This is a genomic window from Fulvivirga maritima (genome assembly GCF_021389955.1).
Lineage (GTDB): Bacteria > Bacteroidota > Bacteroidia > Cytophagales > Cyclobacteriaceae > Fulvivirga > Fulvivirga maritima.
In genome coordinates this window covers 4649171-4665972 of sequence record NZ_CP089980.1, presented here as the reverse complement: position 1 = coordinate 4665972, position 16802 = coordinate 4649171, and the positions used below count along the sequence as shown (strand labels likewise).

The window sequence follows — 16802 nt, the reverse complement described above, 5'->3', positions numbered from 1 at the left end:
TTGTTTAAATTTATGGCTTTAACTAATCTTTTCAATGATTTTACACCAAAAACTTAACCCTAAACAGATTACCTATTTTAGAATTTTTATAATTCTACTTTTCAGTAGCCTTCCTTTATTGATTAATCTTCCCTACAGAGTTAATATATTTCTTACATGGGAAGGCGCCTATAGAATGTACATGGGGCAAATTCCCTTTAAAGACTTTGGAATGCCATTGGGATTCGGGTTTTGGCTAATTCCAGCTATCTTTTTCAAGATTTTTGGTCCCTACATGCATACGCTTATTATAGCTCAGGCATTTCTAAATGTTTTATCATTACTAGCCATTTCTGCAATATTTAAAATGCTTAAGATGAGCGAAGCTAAGGTATTTCTATCAATCTTGGTAATGTGTCTTACTTTTGTGCTTATCAATTTTTGGCCGTGGTATAACCATACAGTGTTTATATTTGAAATTTTCGCTATTTACTTTGTAATCCGTTATACTACCACAAAAGACAGCTTTTGGCAGCTAATAGTGGCCGCCTTCTTCACTTGTCTCAGTATTTTCACCAAGCAAGATGGTGGCGGACTAGCATTAATAATTGTATCTGTAATTATACTTTACTTTTCTATTATTAATAAAAGGATAGATACACCACTTATATTTTTTGGTTCATTTATAGTTTGGCTACTGTTATTTATAGTTCCCTTCCTACAATATGACTTTTCTTACTGGTTTAATTACGGACAATCACCCCATTATTCCAGAATCAATATATTTATCTTATTAGGAGATATTTTTGGAGAATCAATTTGGGAGAAATTCTTTCTATTCGCCTCTCTTGCAGTCATCTTTTTCAGGTTTAACAGTGTTAAAGAATTTATTAATAATCAAACCGAAGTTATATTTGCATTACTAACTGTAGGCTTACTGTTCCAAGCATTAATTATACAAACAACCAGCTTTAGCCCTGTTACAGTAAACTATTACTTCACTACTTTTGGTATTGCCTATCTTTTACATAGTCTACCAGAAAGGTATAATTTTTCGCAAGTAGGTTTATTTCTGTTTTTCTGCCTTTTCATATTTATATGGAGATCTGAAAACTATTGGAAATACGGTTCTGGAGCAGTCAAAAAAATATTACCAAAAAGCTGGTCAGAATTACCTGAAGATGCCGTGGCAAAAGGCAACTGGATGTCGGAATCAGAAGATACTGTAAAAGTTGAACCAACTATATGGCAATTGTCAAAATATAAATCCCTCAAGCATATTAAATTGCCAAAAAAAACTATTGAAGGATTAGAAGAGGTAGAAAAGATGTCTTCGTTCAAAAAAGAAGGCATGAAAGTACTCAACATGAGTAATCTAACCTTTCTTGCCTATGAATGGAATTACGAACTAGAATCAGGCCCTAATTACCCATTATGGTACCATAAAGATGTAGCTCTTTTTGATAGAGAAATAGATATGTTGTGTAAAAAAGTAGCTAATCGTGAATATGATCTGATTATTTTTGAAGACATGCCTACAGTGGATAGCTTCTTTCCTTATGCAGTGAGAGACTGCCTGGAAGAAAATTATGAAATGGAGCTAAAATTTCCAGCTCCTACGGGTTATGGAACCGATCATGTCGAAATTTATACTTTAAAATAAGTTGTTGTTGTAATTTATCAATTAATCGCTTTAAATTATGGCTTCATTAAAATTGGAACTACCTTTTGAAGCTATTTACATCAATAACTATTATTTTGCTTTCTGTGCACCTAACCAGTGCACAGAATCCTCACTTCAAAACACTGGGAAAGCTTTCTAAAACTTTACAAAGCTCTTCCGGTATTGAAGTTTCTGACTCTAAAACCATCTGGACCATTAATGATCATGGCTTACCCGTGGTATATGGCATAGATACTACCGGTCAAATCATAAAAGCCATCCATTTAAACCATTCTGTTATTGACTGGGAAGACCTGGCACTAGATCAACAGGGCAACTTATTTGTAGGTGATTTTGGCAATAATTATAATAAAAGAAAAAACCTCAAAATTTATAGAATAGACAAGATTGATAGCGTTAAAGACAAGGTAGTAACAGCTAAAATCATACGATTTAAATTATCTGACCAAAAAGAATTTCCCCCACCTGAAAACCAAATGAATTTTGATATTGAGGCTATGATAGCCTATCAAGATTCTCTTTATCTGTTTAGCAAAAGTAGAGAAAAGCCCTTTAAAGGAAATGTAAAGCTATATGTGCTTCCTGCTAACAATTATGAAGAGGAAGTAGAAGCCAGATTAATAGACTCTATATCATTAGGTGACGGCCCTATGTTCGAAAACTGGATTACTGGCGCCACTATTAGCAAAGACCAACAAAAGCTGATATTGTTAAGTCATGGAAAATTCTGGTTATTCACCTGCTTTGAAGGACATAACTTTTTTAAAGGCCATGTAAAAGAAGTAAATATGCAGAACTTCAGTCAAAAGGAGGCGGTGGCATTTAGAGACGAGAGCACTTTGATCCTTACCGATGAACTTTTTAAGGGAATTTTAGGTGGAAACTTATACGAGTATGATATTACCGATATTTTAACCACTTTAAACTGCAACTAATCTTGAAAAGACTACTTCATTCATTAATTATATTAGGTATTATGGTGGCAGGTGCTGCTTACATATATGTATACCATATTTTACCCAGAGAAATGGCTAAGGCATTGACCTCTGACCAAAAAACATGGGTTCCGAGCTCAATTAGCAAGGTAGCTAAAGAAAACAAGGCTTTAATTACAGAAGCTATAGATGAACTACCCGAAGAGCTGCATGAACTAAATTTAACCTTTGATCAGCTTCTAAAAATTGTAGATGAAGTAGATCCTGATCAAGTAAAAAGCATCATTAAGGAACTAAATGAAAAAAAAATTAGTAATGTAGATCAAACATTTGATGTAATAAAAAAGAACATATCTCTCAAAACTATAGAAATAGAATTATTTAGAGATTATTTTAAACGCAAAGCAACAGCCGAACAAATTAAGAAAGGGTTACAATATTTGAATAAAAACGATTACTTAACAACTATAAGTGTACCTGTAGCAAAGCAAACGATAAAAAGTATTTTGCTCGAGAAGCAAGATAAAATTGAAGCTGAGTTACAAGAGATAAATAGCACGCCTAACACTACTAGATAAATTTTATAATTTGACTCTTACAACATACACCGTAACTAAAGTTAACGTTATGTTATCAACTAAAAACAAAACTAACCAACTCGTGTCTGTAGCATTACTTTTACTCATTTCAAGTATCTTCTCCTGTAGATCTGACGACGGCTTTCCCGGCTATCAGTTTGAAGAGAAAGGTACCCCCGGATGTACAAACGTACTTGCCAATAACTATGACTCAGAAGCTTCCACAAATGATGGAAGCTGTGCTCCTACAGATTGTTCCACTTGCGACTTCTTTATTTCAGGTTCCGTTTATGGCTTTGACGGTGATGAAAAAGGAGTTCGCCCTGGTAACATCATCTGTTTAGATGCATCCGTTACATATGAAAAACCGATAAGTATCTCAAATGTTCATGGATCTGCTGCAAATCCTGTAATAATTACTAATTGCGGAGGGCAAGCTATTGTGGATTTGCCTGGTAAAGATTATGCTATATATATTGGAAAAAGTAGTCATTTCAGAGTGACTGGAACAGGTTCTAATGATCATGCTTTTGGCATTAAGTTAACCAATACTAAAACTCAAGGTATTTCTATAAGCGATCTAAGCACTAACTTTGAAGTAGACCACATGGAGATTAGCAATGTAGGCTTCGCCGGAATTATGGCCAAGACTGATCCATATTGTGACCCTGCTACTCAAAGAGGTAATTTTACTATGAGAGACGTGAAATTTCATGACAATTATATTCATGAAACTGGTGGTGAAGCAATGTATATAGGTAATTCGTTTTACGCTAGTGGAAAAAATACTAATGAATGTGGTGTGGTTTATCCTCATGATATAAGAGGATTAGAAGTAGCTCGAAACAGAATCATTAATTCAGGTTGGGAATCTATACAAGTGGGGTGTGCTGTAGAAGGAGCAAGCATTCATGATAATCATATTGAGCATTTTGGAAGAGAAAACAAAAATGCACAAAACAATGCTATCCAATTAGGTGAAGGTACCGGCGGGGTATGTTATAATAACTATATTGCAGATGGTCCTGGTAATGGCATAATAGTGCTTGGCCTGGGCGATAACCTTGTTTTTAATAATGTAATAGTGAGTCCCGGAAAAAATGGCATCTTTTGCGATGAGCGGTATACAACCGGGCCTGGCTTTAGTTTTATTAATAATACCATCATTAACCCCAGTGTTGATGGTATTAAAATTTATGCGGACAAGGTGGATATGAACCATATCATAAATAACATTATAGTAAATCCAGGCGCCTTTGATGAATATGAAAGTGACAATACTTCCAAAACTGGCAATGACTCTTACATTCACAAATTAAGTGACAACGTGAAAATTGATTTGAGAAACAATTATTTCACTAGAGACATCAACTCTGTTCTATTCAATCAAGGCTCTTCCGATTTTGAATTAACGGCCGAATCTCCACTCATTGGGGTTGGAGAAGATGTTTCAGACTTTGGAATCAACTTCGATTTCAAAGGCAATAAAAGACCTTTAGGAACCGGATATGAACCTGGAGCTATAGAAATGGAATATTAAAACAGCTATTTAAAGTTCAATTTTGATTAAAAAAGATAATCAAAATTGAACTTTAAATGTCTATAAATATCCCTTACAAAAGAAATTACGGGGTTATTACTTCTTCTTAAAGAATTTCTTTGCATGGTACTAGGCTCATCCTCACTATTTCCATGATGAAATAAATCTTTATGATCTTTATAGAATATCCCCTTCCCTTTATTCTTCAGAAATGACATCATCATTCTGTATTCGGTCTGTTCAGGATTATGACCTTCTGCATATCTGCCGAATTTATTAAAAAATGAAGTCCTTCTTAAATGAGGGTGATCACTATAATAATAGAATTTATTATAACCAGGATAAGTTACTTTGAAGTTCATAGTAGCAAAACCTTCCTTGAAGTCTTGCATAAAAGGATAAGATCCATAAGCGTAATACCTCACTACATCTAAATCTTTATCCTCTTCCATGTACTGAAGTGTACTTACTAATTTATCTGGAAAAGACTCTTTAGGGTAGAAATCTTCTTGTACGTATAATGTATAAGGTGTTTTTATAAGATCCTGCCCCTTATTAATATTATTTCCCAGACCTTTGTTTTGAGGAGTTGTGATATAATCAAAGCCATATATATCTTTAATCTCATTAATTTTTTTCTGATGCTCCTCTTTACTATTGTCATCAGAAACTACAATTTGACCAAACTTAACCCCAAAATCTCTGAAGGTCTTTAGTAAACGCTCTAAAGATTTACTTCGGTTATAATGGGTAATTAATAGACCTACATTTTCAAAATTGTACGGTTGGTTCATTAGTATTTTAAAAACTTATTATCAAAATTTTTGCTTAGTGGGATGTTGCCCCATCCAGCTTCTGTATTAGCCACAAGCCTATTGTTAGCTATGTTATCATCAGAGACTTTTCTATTTCCTGATTCATAATTATAGTAATTCTCTGGTTCGTCATCACAATTTATCGATTTTTCTAATGTAGAATTACTTAAATATCGTAAAAAATTTTCAACTTGTATATTGTGATATTCAAGTCCAAAAGCTTTAGCTCTATTGATCAAATCATGATCTTCATGCCCAATAGGCAAAAAGGTCTCATCATAGCCTCCTAATTTAAAAAAATTATCTCTAGACATCACTATTCTTCCTTCTGTGCCCCAAAATGGTTTCTTCCTGAAATGAAGCAGAACATTTTCACCATGGTGATTCACCATATAATTTATATAAAAGGCAAAATCTTTACCTGTAAAGTTATCCCCATCCAGATTGCATAAAATTTCGCCTTCGCTTACCTTATGAGCCAGATTTTTAGCGATAGAAGCGTGAAAATTCTTAGGTTCATTGGTATAATAATATGACAAAATTCCTTGATCAATATATTTTTGCATATTGGCTTTCACCCATTCATCAAGACCATCCTGAGAGTTATAGTTTATTAATACAAACTCTACATGAGGATAGTTAATATTATCTTCTATATTCTTCTTCAGCGTTTCTTTAAGGTGAAAAAGCCTATTCATACAAGTGATACAGAAAGTAATGGAATGAAACTTTTGATCTTCACTATAGATCTCGGCCGGTAACTGTTCGTTATTATATTTCCTTATAAATTTATCTCTAAAAAGCCTTAGCTTTCTCTCTGCAAAATTCATCAATCTCTTTTGGGTAGAAGACTTATTTATTGCCATACTTTATTAAATTTCTATTTTGAAGATTTACTTTTCTTTATACCTAACTTCGATTTTAAGGCGGACTTATACTCATCCACAGTTAACTCATTGTTTTCCGAAGTTTTAGTATCATGTGGCTCCGGCTTTTTAAAATATTCACTCAATCTCACAGCTTCTCTCCACATTCTTTTTTCTATCGAATTGATTAATCCTCCATCCTTCTCAAAATTCCTTTCTTTGGTCCATACGCGGCTTCTGCCATCTCTAACCATCTTAATCTTACCATGCTTCATGAGGTCAAGGCACATTCGGCCATCTTCTCCCCTAATATTTCTGGTAACAAATCCTTCTTCTAAACCATATTTCTTCTCATACCCCATACTCATACCATAAGCATTTAAATAGGGTCTTTTTATATGTCTTATTTCGGTAATAACACTCTTGCCCAACTCATAAAATGAGAACTTCCAACGAGGCACTATTTCATCACCCAAAAAAGAATGTTTACCATAAACCACTACCACTCCAGGTTTGTTTAAGTATTTCATCATTACATCTACCCATAACGGCGGATAAAGACAATCTGCATCTGCTAATAACACATATTCTCCCTTGGCTGTTTGCTGTCCCAGCTCACGGGAGATCCCGCAGCCTTGAATAGGTTGAAATACATTTTGCACCTCCAGAAGATCTAAAACCTCTTGTGTACGATCTTTTGAATTATTATTAACCACTAAAATATCAAATGGCGTTTTTGATTTAGAACGACTTAATGAGTCAAGACATCTTACAATGTTCACTTCCTCATTCCAGGCAGCAATACACACTGTAACCTCAGGTTTATCACTCACAACCTTACGTAGGCGTTCTTTTAGTTCTGTTAAGAATTCCGTCGAATACTCATCAAAACTATTTACATTCAAAAGTTCCTTATTTATCCAATTTGGATTATTAATTCTAAACATTGGTTAGATATAGATGTTATTTCAAATATATTTAAATAATAGACTTAAGCTAAATTTATAATATTAATAATTCACTTTTCCATTTAAATGTTTAAAATATATTCATTTACTTTATTCATTAACATAACTCTTAAACCTTACATAGGCATTATTAAACTAACCTCCTTTACTTTATGAAATTGACTTATTATGAATCGACCAATTTTGGCGATGCATTAAACCCCATAATTTTTCCTCATTATTTACCAGACTTTTTTGATCAAGACTCAGACATTGAATTTATAGGAATAGGATCAATTTTAGGATTCCGAGAAGCACAAATAGCAAAAAGGAAGATAGTATTTAGCAGTGGTTATGCCTATGGAAGTATTCCTTCTTTAGATGATACTTATGACATTTTTTGTGTAAGAGGCCCCAAAACATGTGAAGTTTTGAACATTGACAAAAACTTAGCAGTAGTGGATGGTGCCATGCTATTAAGAAATATGGAGCTCAATAATGAAGAGAAAAAATATAAGTTCTCTTTTATGCCTCACTGGGAAAGTGAGTTAAAATTTGATTGGAGCCATATAGCAAACCTGAGCGGCATTAACTACATAAGTCCTACTGAAGACACTGAACTTGTTATTAAGAAAATAAAACAGTCGGAAGTAGTAATAGCTGAAGCTATGCACGCCGCCATTGTAGCTGATGCTCTAAGAGTGCCCTGGATACCTGTAAGATCATATAAAGGCATTAACAGTTTTAAATGGGAAGATTGGTGTTCATCCTTAGAAATGAGTTATAATCCATACTGGATAGGCTCATATTATCATAATACAGATTTTATGCGTGGGGTCATCAGAGATAAAATGAAGGTAAAAATCCCTAACGGTTTATTGTCTGGCATATTATCCTCCTATGAAGTGTATCAGGATACGTTTATGATGAACAAGCTCGTGGCTAAAATGGAACATATAAAAACCCTGGAGCCGCAATTAAGCCAAACCAGTATATTAGATTCAAAAGTAGATCAACTACTAGAAAAGTTTCAATTGATTAAGAAGAAGTATTAACTTCTTCTATATACTGCCTCAAAGACTGGGCTCTGCTAGACCAAGAGTTGCTTTCTGCACATCGAATTCTCTTCTCTATAAGTTCTTCGTTGTCATTAAGTATCTCTTGTGCTATGGCTTCCACAAAAGCCTCTGGAGTAGACTCTATAGAAATAACATCTGCAAAAGTCTGAATATCCTCAGAAAAAGGTGTAGATACTACCGGCAAACCAGCTGCGAGGTATTCATTAATCTTAAGAGGATAAATGCTGTTTGTAAGCTTATTACATTTAAAAGGAATTATAGCGCATTTAGCATAATAGAGGTAATTAGGTAATTCTTCAATTTGTTTACTACCCGTGAAAAGCACATTCCCGTGCTTTGTTAAACGGTCTAACTGCTTATCATTCCAGGATACCGGCCCTACTATAACCAGCATTTTATTTTTAAATGCTTCGGCTATCTTGTCTATTATTTCTTCATCGTTTCTGACATCTAAATGCCCGGTAAACACAATAATATCCTTCTCTATTCCTTTGTACTCTTCAGGTAAACTATAGCTGTCATCTGATTTTCTCCTGAATAGATCAATATTAGCTGCATTAGGCAAATACCTCATTATAGGAGTAAATTCTTTATTATTCTTGGTAAGCATTTTGGACGTACCAAAGCCTATTTGAGACGCCTCAAAGGCTCTTTTTTCTAATCTAGGACCATGCTTACTGATGTATGCTGATTGAGATATATCATCTAAGGTATAATATGCATTTACTTTTGGCTGTAGAGACTTGGGAAAGTGAGGCGTGTAAAAAGGATTGAAAAAATTTAAATACAAGAATTCATTTATCTCAAACTTCTTAAATACCTTTTTTAACCTTCTCAAAAACAGCCAGTCGTTAATTTTTGCAAGCCGGTCATACCATTTGCCAGCAGGCAAAAAGTTAATCGGCAACATTAACGGCATGGTAATAACTATAAGGTTATCATTTCCCCAACTCCGAGTGTATTTAAACCCGAAAAAAGACTTAATCCGGTTTTTTACCACCGGACTATTAAAGTTTTTAACTGCAAAAGCCCAGGTAATAGGATTATCAATTAAAAAGACTCTCTGATTTTTGGAAAACTCTTTAGCAAGAGAGGTGGTGGTAGATGAATACGGAGCATCACTTCTCGTAAGAGCTAAAATTACTATATCAGTATTATCTTTTTGCGGCATATTATAATTAAAGTATTGATTTAGCCTTCTGATAACCTACTTTATAAAAGGATAAGCTATATCCAAATATCCTTCTCCACCTAACGTGAAGTTTATTATGAATATAATATTGGTTATACAGCAGAGTAATCATAAAGGTAGTAAGCGTAGCTAACGCCGCTCCTATTAGGCCAAAATTCGTAATAAAAATATAGTTTAATATTGTGTTTACAATAGCATTAACAAACACAAAATAGAAGTTATAATGAGGTTTTCCTAATGCACTCAGGGTAATACCAAACTGACGGTTAAAAGGAACAATAAGGCCGTATAACATGGTTATTCTTAAAATCGGCACTGTCTCATCGAAACCTTCACCAGCTACTATTAAAACCACATAATCTGCGAAAACAATTACTAAAGTAACCACAGGTAGCATCACTGCAAATATGTACCCTGTAGACTTCTCATATAAATGTCTTGCAGCATCTTCTCCCTGATTTTTTATTCTTTCTACCAGTTTCGGAAAAGCTATTGAGGTTAAAGTAGTAGTAGGCACTTCAAATAAATTACCTAAACGTATGGCAGGGTTATAAAAACCAGTAGCCAATGGGGAAATCATCTTGGCTAACATCCATGAATCTATGTTCCTCAAAAAGTTAGAACTCACGTTAGTTCCAAAAGTATATTTACCATAATTCCATAGCTTGCTCAGCCATTCTTTAGATATATTTCTATCAAATGAGAAGTATTGCTTACCGAAATATATACCAAAAACCAATGCAACAGCAATACTCAAAAGCTGCACATAACTCAGCTCTACTACGTCATACTTATAGCCTACCAAGTAGGAAAGTATAAACGTGAACATGATTAATTGCCTGAAGAAATTAGAATAAAAATTGCCTTTGAAATCAAAATTAGCCTGCTGTATGTAGTTAAGATGTGACAATGGCACATTGACAACGTACGTAACGGCATATACTATAAACATGACCTGTAACTCAGGCGCTGACCAAAAATCACTAAGCCAAAAAGCGAAAACCAGTATTACTACCACCTGTACGGCACTTATCGCTATATTTAAAAATAGTGACGCTGAAATCACCTTAGTATACTCACTCCCTTTTAAGGTTGATGAATATTGGATTAGTGGATTTCCAATAAACCCAGCCTTTATTAACTCCATGAAAGTACAGATGGTCATGAATAGTGTATATGTACCTAATTCATCTACAGTCAGAGCTCTGACCAGTACCAGAAAATTAACAAAGCCAAATATTAAATTACTAGAACGACCTAGTAATGTATAAGTACCTGATCTTACCCAGTAAGACTTTCTACTCTTTTGAAATAGATCTAACAGTTTCTTCACAAAATTCCCCTTTTCCCTTTATCAAAAACCTTATAGGACCTCTTCCAGTTTAAGACCTATTAATGCCTCCAGCTCTATCTTAGCTAAATTATAGGCATTACGAGCATTAATTTCCTTTCTCTTCTGATCATTAAAAGAGCGTAAAGTATTGCTATAATCTTCTAAGCTTTCTTCTCCATTTTTAAATCTTTGCTCAGTAAGCTGAAAACTTGCTTCTATATCTTGAGTGGCACTAGCCTCGATCTCATAAATTTCTTTATTGGTCTTATAGTTTTCATAACTACTCAAAACAGACGCTCTAACCTGGATCATCTTGCTTTTTATTTGATCATCAGAGATTTTATACATCTCTCGAGCTTGTTTTACAGCCAAAGGTCTGGTAGCAAACATTCCCAGAGGAAAGCTCAATGAAAAGTTATTTCTCTCACTATCCTTGTCCAAAGTAAACTCATTTAAGTTACCAGAAATGTTAATTTGCTCAAGCCATGACCACTGTGTAGATCTCATGTTGTACTTAGCGGCCTGCTTCTCTCTAAATAACATTTTATTATCAGGATGATTTTTCCACGCCAACTGCACTAACCTTTCTTCAATAGTAATATCCTGAGCATCTTCTGGCAGCACTATTCTATCATAATCAATAGTCTGCGCGTTTAGCTTGAATAAGCTAACTAAGATTAGAGTTAAGGTAAAGGTCAGTAATTTCATTGATAAAAATTTTGATTTAAGCCTAACTAAAGGTCTGTAATTTATTTGATTAATTAAATTCTTCATTTATATATTTTCACCTTTATCGTCCAATTCTTTTAATCTAAATACCATTGCAACTCCTGAAAATATCAAAAGATTTATAGGTTTTTGTTCCACGGCATCTTGAAAGAACTGGGCCACTGTGATAGCAAAAAGTGCCGCCATAAAAGCTGCTGTCAATGCTTTATTCCGTTCGTTTTTCATGTCATAAAAAGCATTGGTAGCTAATATCATAAAAACGAAAAACAAGGTCAGCTGTAAAAACAAGCCTGGTATACCTTTGTCCAGTGCAGTTCTTAAGTAACCATTATCCGGGTCATATGTTGTACTTAATCTTCCTGCAGTTTCATTGGCGGTTCCTAACCCTCCACCTATAGGGTGAGATAATACAAACCCCTGAAGCCTTCTTCTTTTATACTCTCTAAAATTAAGAGATGGATCATCTGAATTAAAGGTAGACCTGATTCTATTAAGCGTAGAACCATAAAAAGGCCCAAACATAAGGGCTCCAAAAATTAATATTACAGCTCCTGAAATAACCAGAGTTCGCATTTTGTCTATTGTTAGCAAGAAGTAAAATGCTAAGCCAAGAGGAACCATAGCGGTAGCCGTTCTCGTACCTGAATAGCTCATGGTTAAGAGCATGCAAATGGCTATAATTACCAGTATAATTCTATTAATATTTTTGAATGGGCCAAACGCCAGCACAATGGAGAAAATCCCGGTAAATGCCATGGTAAGGCCGCATGCATTAACATCTGAAAAGAATGACCACTTTCTTACGTGCCCCCAAATATATACTAACTCATACCTTCTCGGATCACTGGTGAGCCATTGCCACTCTGCATCAGTAAGGCCATAATATTCTTGTCTAAGACCATATAAAGCAGCAAAAAAAGATAAAGCTAAAATGAGAGTAAGAAAGCTTTTTATAAACTGTTTGGATTTAAAGGCTTTATAAAAGCAATAATACCCCATTACCAATGATAAGGTAGACCTAATAGTAGACAAAAAGCTTCCCATTGGGGAGTTTACTATTAAAATCAGGTCTAAGGCCAGATATAATAAAAGAGTTATTCCAAAAGCATTAGTAAAAGGGTTATTGTCCTCAACTTGGTAATCTACATACTTATTCTTAACCAGGATAGCGACAAAAATTATCCCAATCATAATCTCAAAAGGCACCCCCATGGGTAAATTTAGCCGTAAGGTATCTCCTATCAGGAATAACAAATAGCCATAGGCACCAAATATCATCAGTGCTATTCTATAATTAGAAAAGGCTACAACCACCACTGACATACCTATGACAGCTGCTAATACTACCCCAAATAGCTTCCATCCAAATAAAGGAATAAGCGAAGTTATCATGGCACAGAATATTAACAGTGCATAAAATAGCACTGGTACTCCTAATACCTTTTTCTCCGAAACTTCAAGAATTTTACTCATCAGTTAAATAAGGTTGTATAAAAAATATACAGGTACGTTATCAAAACGAAGCTGATGACCATAAATTTAAACCCTACCTTATTCGGTGAATTTTCCTGCATTACTACTGTTTTAAATCTTTAATGTCCAGCTTGTTGAGTACTGCTCCGCCTAGTTTTTCCTTAATTCCACTTAAGAATTCTAATGACTCTCTATCTATCTGTTTTATAACTGAGTCAGCAGAAAAAATGGTGACTACCTTATCAGAGTACTCTATAAGCTCACGAGTATCTGAGAACTCATTAAGAGATGGACCTTCCAAAAAGATATAATCATAATTAAGCTTCAATTGTTTAATCATATTTTGGAAATCTCTGCCTGCAAAAATTTCAGACGGTGAAGCCTGCTCACCAGTATTACCTATTATATGGATTTGCTTATGAGATGTAGGAGAAACAATACTACTTGCAAACTCTTCATCTGTGTCCACCTTGCTTTCAGATTTTTGATACTTGGCATCTTTACCTTCCTCTTCGCTTAAATTCGGAGAGTTTAATAGAAACTGCCCCATCTTAATACGCTTTCTATCAGCCTTGTCTGGCAATAATATTCTGGTAAGCGCATTATTTCTAAAGTTGGTATCAATAATCAATATCTTCTTTTTAATAAGGCTAAGAGAGTAAGCCAATGAAAGAATAATAAAGGTCTTTCCTTCTCCTTGTTTATTACTGGAAATGAGATAAACGGAATCATCCTGTCTCTCCATTTCATATCTCAGTTTTCTAAGAAAATGTTTAAATGTTTCTCTTTCCGGCTTTTCTATTTTATTGTTTTTAAACAACATAGGCAATTCCGCCACCTTTATCGGTATTGAAGGAATAGTACCTATTAGATTCATATTTACCAGCTTTTTAAACTGTACTGGTGTTTTAAGTCTGGCATCCATAAATTCCATAATAATGATTACAAATGCACAGATAAAGAAGCTGGCCACACCTGCCATAAGCACTATAATCCATCTCTTGCTAGATTCTGGAGTGCCATTGGGCTGACCCGCAATAATAAGCTTCACCGAAGTTTCTGAAACCATGGCTTTGCTAAGCTCTGTGTTATACCTGCTTTGAGCTTCATTATACTCTTCTTTAGCATTTTCCAGTTCACTTCTAAGTCTTTCCATACGAGCCTCATTACTGGCAAAACCAGACATATTAGAGCCTAATTGTCTTAATTTACTGTTAATCTGAGCCAGCTTATTTCTTTCTACTTGTAAAGACAGTTGGTACTCATCTCTCTGCTGCTCTAACTCCTCTTTAGTATACCCTGAACCTGCTCCTTCTAAAGCCTCTTGGTCAGCCAGCTTGGTCATTTGAACTTGAAGCTGGTATTTTAGATCTTTTATGGAATTAGCTAAATCGGTATCTGTAGAACCTGACTGCCTGTACTGCTCGCTAAGCTGATCTATCTTATTTCTTATTTCTACGATTTTAGCATTAATTTCAGCCCTTCGGTTACCACTTCCCAATTGGTTTATCCTTCTGTTAACATCTGCAATTGATAATTGTAAACGAGAAATTTCACTTTCGGCATTTTCTTTCATGAGTTCATACTCAGAAACCTGAGTGATTCGGGCATCACTTTGGCCCTCATAGCTAAGTACTCCGGTAGCAGTTTTAAAATCATTATATGCCTTAGTGGCTTGCTGAAGTGCCTCTTCTTTTGCGGCAAACTGTTTCCTGAAGAAATCTACAGACTGACCTGAGAAATTCTTATTTAATGAGTTTTCATACCTGATGTATTCTTTACTCAAATTATTTACCACAAAGGCAGACATTATAGGGTTAGGAGATAAATACTGCACTTTAACGTAGTCAGTATCTCTTACTCGGAAAACCGATAAATTCTCCACCAATTGCCAGCTCAGGTAGCCATAACCTGCTAGCACCTCTATAAGCATTTGATCTTCTGCGCTATAACTAGAGAGAAGTTCCATTTTTTCATACTTCTCCTCTATTATTTTAATGAACTTCTTCTTACTTGTAGGAGTTAAAAGAGCAGCAGCTTCCTCATCAGGATCTAAGGTAACAAATGGCGCATCTTCTGCCTCCTGCCAATCATGCAGAGCCAGTTGGTAGGTGCACAATGTCAAAATCAACTCTGAGGTCATGGTCTCTACAAGGTTACTAAACTTCACTCCTGCATCTCTTAAATTCATCCTTTCATCTGTAACCTGTATCTGCCCTTCCTGTGTAAATCCTGTGGCCAACTGTGCCGTAGACTGGTACTTTAAAGGCATATTAATTGTGAGAACAACTGCTAAGACAATTATCACTGCCGGTATGATTACAAGCCACCAGATTTTTCTGAGTAATAATCTAAAAATTATAAGTATATCCATGATTGACTATTAGTCGCTTTTTTATTTAAGATGAATTATATAAAGAGTGTTTTTATCTCCGTTAAGTTGACTTTGCATATCTGAACCTTCCTTCTCTATCACTAAATTATTAATGTCATATCCCTTAGATATTAAAAGGTTCATAACCGCTGACTGTCGCTTATTGTTAAGTAATTTTAAAGAATTATTTCTTTCTACCTGTTTCGCATCGAAAGTTAAAATAAATTTTTGCTGTTCGCCATATGATGAAATAAACTCTTCTATTTTCTCTTGACCATCTTCACTTATTTCAGCTGCATTATCAACAAATTCAACGCTATAAACTTCATTATCAGCCTTTAACTGATTAAGCAGTCCTTGCGTTTCTTTTAACAATTGTTTCATGTCTGCATACCCTTCATTTTTCTTAGACACAATTTTTGATTGATAAATATCAGCATATCCACCACCTCTGTTACTGGTAAAAAAAACCGTTGAATCTTTAGTAATTGAAAAGTAAGCATCAAATTTTTCGCTATTTATTTTACTACCTAAATTTTGAGGGATCGTCCAAATTGTCCAGCTATTATAGAGTCGCTCAGACATAAAAATATCAGCATCGCCATAACCCTGATGACCATCACTCGCAAAATAAATGCGTTTTTTATCATGAGAAAGGAATGGCGATATTTCATAACCGCTGGTATTAACAGTAGCTCCCAGATTAACCGGTTTAGTCCACTCGCCATCTTTTTTTAGAGATACATATAAATCTTCTTTGCCATGCGTATCTGGCCCTACAAAAGAAATCAGTATCACTTCATAATCCGGGGATACATAGAAGCCTACAAAGCCATCTTTGCTAAGCCCCGGTATTTCAATAAACTCGGGTTTTATCCATTCGTTATTTACCAATTTGGTAAAAGATATTCCCGATTTTCTATTATAGGAATTTAATAAGTAAAGAACAATTCCCCCACCTTTAATACCAATAACGGCATTATTATCTTTATTATTTAGATTTCCTAAATTATTTGTTGCATCAGTCCATTCTCCACCTTCAGTTTTATGGGTTAGCCAAATATCAATGCCCCCATATTTGCCTCCAACGTTGGTCTCATCAAAAGCTCTACTGAAATAGAGCGTTTTGCCATCAGGAGATAGCATCGGGCTCATTTCTTCAGCCTCAGAATTAACGTTTCCACCCAGCTTTTCAGGCTCAGCAAACTGCACAGCCTGTGCATTCAAATGATGATAGAAACCAAATAATAATATATAAACGATTAAGTAAACTCTCAT

The 16802-nt window shown here is 34.8% G+C and carries 14 protein-coding genes; 5 read left to right on the top strand and 9 right to left on the bottom strand.

The genetic code is table 11. From position 1 onward, the window contains the following. Positions 1 to 34 precede the first annotated feature (34 nt). From LVD15_RS19700 to LVD15_RS19685, 4 genes are all read left to right on the top strand, one after another. Positions 35 to 1642, top strand: a complete 1608-nt coding sequence (locus LVD15_RS19700) for a glycosyltransferase family protein (protein ID WP_233776924.1) — start codon at positions 35 to 37, stop codon at positions 1640 to 1642. A gap of 65 nt (positions 1643 to 1707) precedes the next feature. Further along, on the top strand, positions 1708 to 2598 hold the full coding sequence (locus LVD15_RS19695; RefSeq protein WP_233776923.1) for a hypothetical protein: 891 nt from the start codon (positions 1708 to 1710) through the stop codon (positions 2596 to 2598). A gap of 2 nt (positions 2599 to 2600) precedes the next feature. Continuing rightward, positions 2601 to 3176: a hypothetical protein gene (locus LVD15_RS19690; protein WP_233776922.1), complete on the top strand. Its 576-nt coding sequence runs from the start codon at positions 2601 to 2603 to the stop codon at positions 3174 to 3176. Between the two features lie 49 nt (positions 3177 to 3225). Further along, positions 3226 to 4716, top strand: coding sequence for a right-handed parallel beta-helix repeat-containing protein (locus LVD15_RS19685; RefSeq protein WP_233776921.1), 1491 nt, complete (start codon positions 3226 to 3228; stop codon positions 4714 to 4716). 26 nt (positions 4717 to 4742) lie between these two features. On the opposite strand, the gene LVD15_RS19680 is transcribed toward LVD15_RS19685, so the two are convergent. From LVD15_RS19680 to LVD15_RS19670, 3 genes are read right to left on the bottom strand one after another with little or no spacing between them, the layout of a single operon-like run. Further along, positions 4743 to 5510, bottom strand: coding sequence for a glycosyltransferase (locus LVD15_RS19680; RefSeq protein WP_233776920.1), 768 nt, complete (start codon positions 5508 to 5510; stop codon positions 4743 to 4745). Then, positions 5510 to 6397: a glycosyltransferase family 2 protein gene (locus LVD15_RS19675; RefSeq protein ID WP_233776919.1), complete on the bottom strand. Its 888-nt coding sequence runs from the start codon at positions 6395 to 6397 to the stop codon at positions 5510 to 5512. The genes LVD15_RS19680 and LVD15_RS19675 overlap by 1 nt, the downstream gene beginning before the upstream one ends. A 14-nt stretch (positions 6398 to 6411) precedes the next feature. Next, a complete protein-coding gene (locus LVD15_RS19670) occupies positions 6412 to 7344 on the bottom strand; it encodes a glycosyltransferase family 2 protein (protein WP_233776918.1) in 933 nt (310 codons plus the stop codon). Between the two features lie 173 nt (positions 7345 to 7517). Here LVD15_RS19670 and LVD15_RS19665 point away from each other — a divergent pair, with 173 nt between their 5' ends. Next, a complete protein-coding gene (locus tag LVD15_RS19665; RefSeq protein WP_233776917.1) occupies positions 7518 to 8399 on the top strand; it encodes a polysaccharide pyruvyl transferase family protein in 882 nt (293 codons plus the stop codon). Here LVD15_RS19665 and LVD15_RS19660 read toward each other — a convergent pair. The 6 genes from LVD15_RS19660 to LVD15_RS19635 form a co-directional block, all read right to left on the bottom strand. Further along, positions 8383 to 9594, bottom strand: coding sequence for a glycosyltransferase (locus LVD15_RS19660; RefSeq protein WP_233776916.1), 1212 nt, complete (start codon positions 9592 to 9594; stop codon positions 8383 to 8385). The genes LVD15_RS19665 and LVD15_RS19660 overlap by 17 nt on opposite strands. 7 nt (positions 9595 to 9601) lie before the next feature. After that, positions 9602 to 10948 (bottom strand): flippase, encoded by a 1347-nt coding sequence (locus tag LVD15_RS19655; RefSeq protein ID WP_233776915.1) that lies wholly within the window; start codon positions 10946 to 10948, stop codon positions 9602 to 9604. 30 nt (positions 10949 to 10978) lie between these two features. Beyond that, a complete protein-coding gene (locus LVD15_RS19650) occupies positions 10979 to 11656 on the bottom strand; it encodes a TolC family protein (RefSeq protein ID WP_233776914.1) in 678 nt (225 codons plus the stop codon). 66 nt (positions 11657 to 11722) lie between these two features. Then, the gene (locus LVD15_RS19645; protein WP_233776913.1) at positions 11723 to 13150 is read right to left on the bottom strand and encodes an O-antigen ligase family protein; all 1428 of its coding nucleotides are present in this window, start codon (positions 13148 to 13150) and stop codon (positions 11723 to 11725) included. 103 nt (positions 13151 to 13253) lie between these two features. Next, on the bottom strand, positions 13254 to 15422 hold the full coding sequence (locus LVD15_RS19640) for an exopolysaccharide transport family protein (protein ID WP_305038971.1): 2169 nt from the start codon (positions 15420 to 15422) through the stop codon (positions 13254 to 13256). 123 nt (positions 15423 to 15545) lie between these two features. Continuing rightward, the gene (locus LVD15_RS19635) at positions 15546 to 16802 is read right to left on the bottom strand and encodes a hypothetical protein (RefSeq protein WP_233776911.1); all 1257 of its coding nucleotides are present in this window, start codon (positions 16800 to 16802) and stop codon (positions 15546 to 15548) included.

Coding starts and splice junctions, on each gene's coding strand:
- LVD15_RS19700 (WP_233776924.1), top strand. CDS start 35: ATGATTTTACACCAAAAACTTAACCCTAAACAGATTACCTATTTTAGA.
- LVD15_RS19685 (WP_233776921.1), top strand. CDS start 3,226: ATGTTATCAACTAAAAACAAAACTAACCAACTCGTGTCTGTAGCATTA.
- LVD15_RS19680 (WP_233776920.1), bottom strand. CDS start 5,510: ATGAACCAACCGTACAATTTTGAAAATGTAGGTCTATTAATTACCCAT.
- LVD15_RS19675 (WP_233776919.1), bottom strand. CDS start 6,397: ATGGCAATAAATAAGTCTTCTACCCAAAAGAGATTGATGAATTTTGCA.
- LVD15_RS19670 (WP_233776918.1), bottom strand. CDS start 7,344: ATGTTTAGAATTAATAATCCAAATTGGATAAATAAGGAACTTTTGAAT.
- LVD15_RS19665 (WP_233776917.1), top strand. CDS start 7,518: ATGAAATTGACTTATTATGAATCGACCAATTTTGGCGATGCATTAAAC.
- LVD15_RS19660 (WP_233776916.1), bottom strand. CDS start 9,594: ATGCCGCAAAAAGATAATACTGATATAGTAATTTTAGCTCTTACGAGA.
- LVD15_RS19650 (WP_233776914.1), bottom strand. CDS start 11,656: ATGAAATTACTGACCTTTACCTTAACTCTAATCTTAGTTAGCTTATTC.
- LVD15_RS19645 (WP_233776913.1), bottom strand. CDS start 13,150: ATGAGTAAAATTCTTGAAGTTTCGGAGAAAAAGGTATTAGGAGTACCA.
- LVD15_RS19640 (WP_305038971.1), bottom strand. CDS start 15,422: ATGCCTTTAAAGTACCAGTCTACGGCACAGTTGGCCACAGGATTTACA.
- LVD15_RS19635 (WP_233776911.1), bottom strand. CDS start 16,802: ATGAGAGTTTACTTAATCGTTTATATATTATTATTTGGTTTCTATCAT.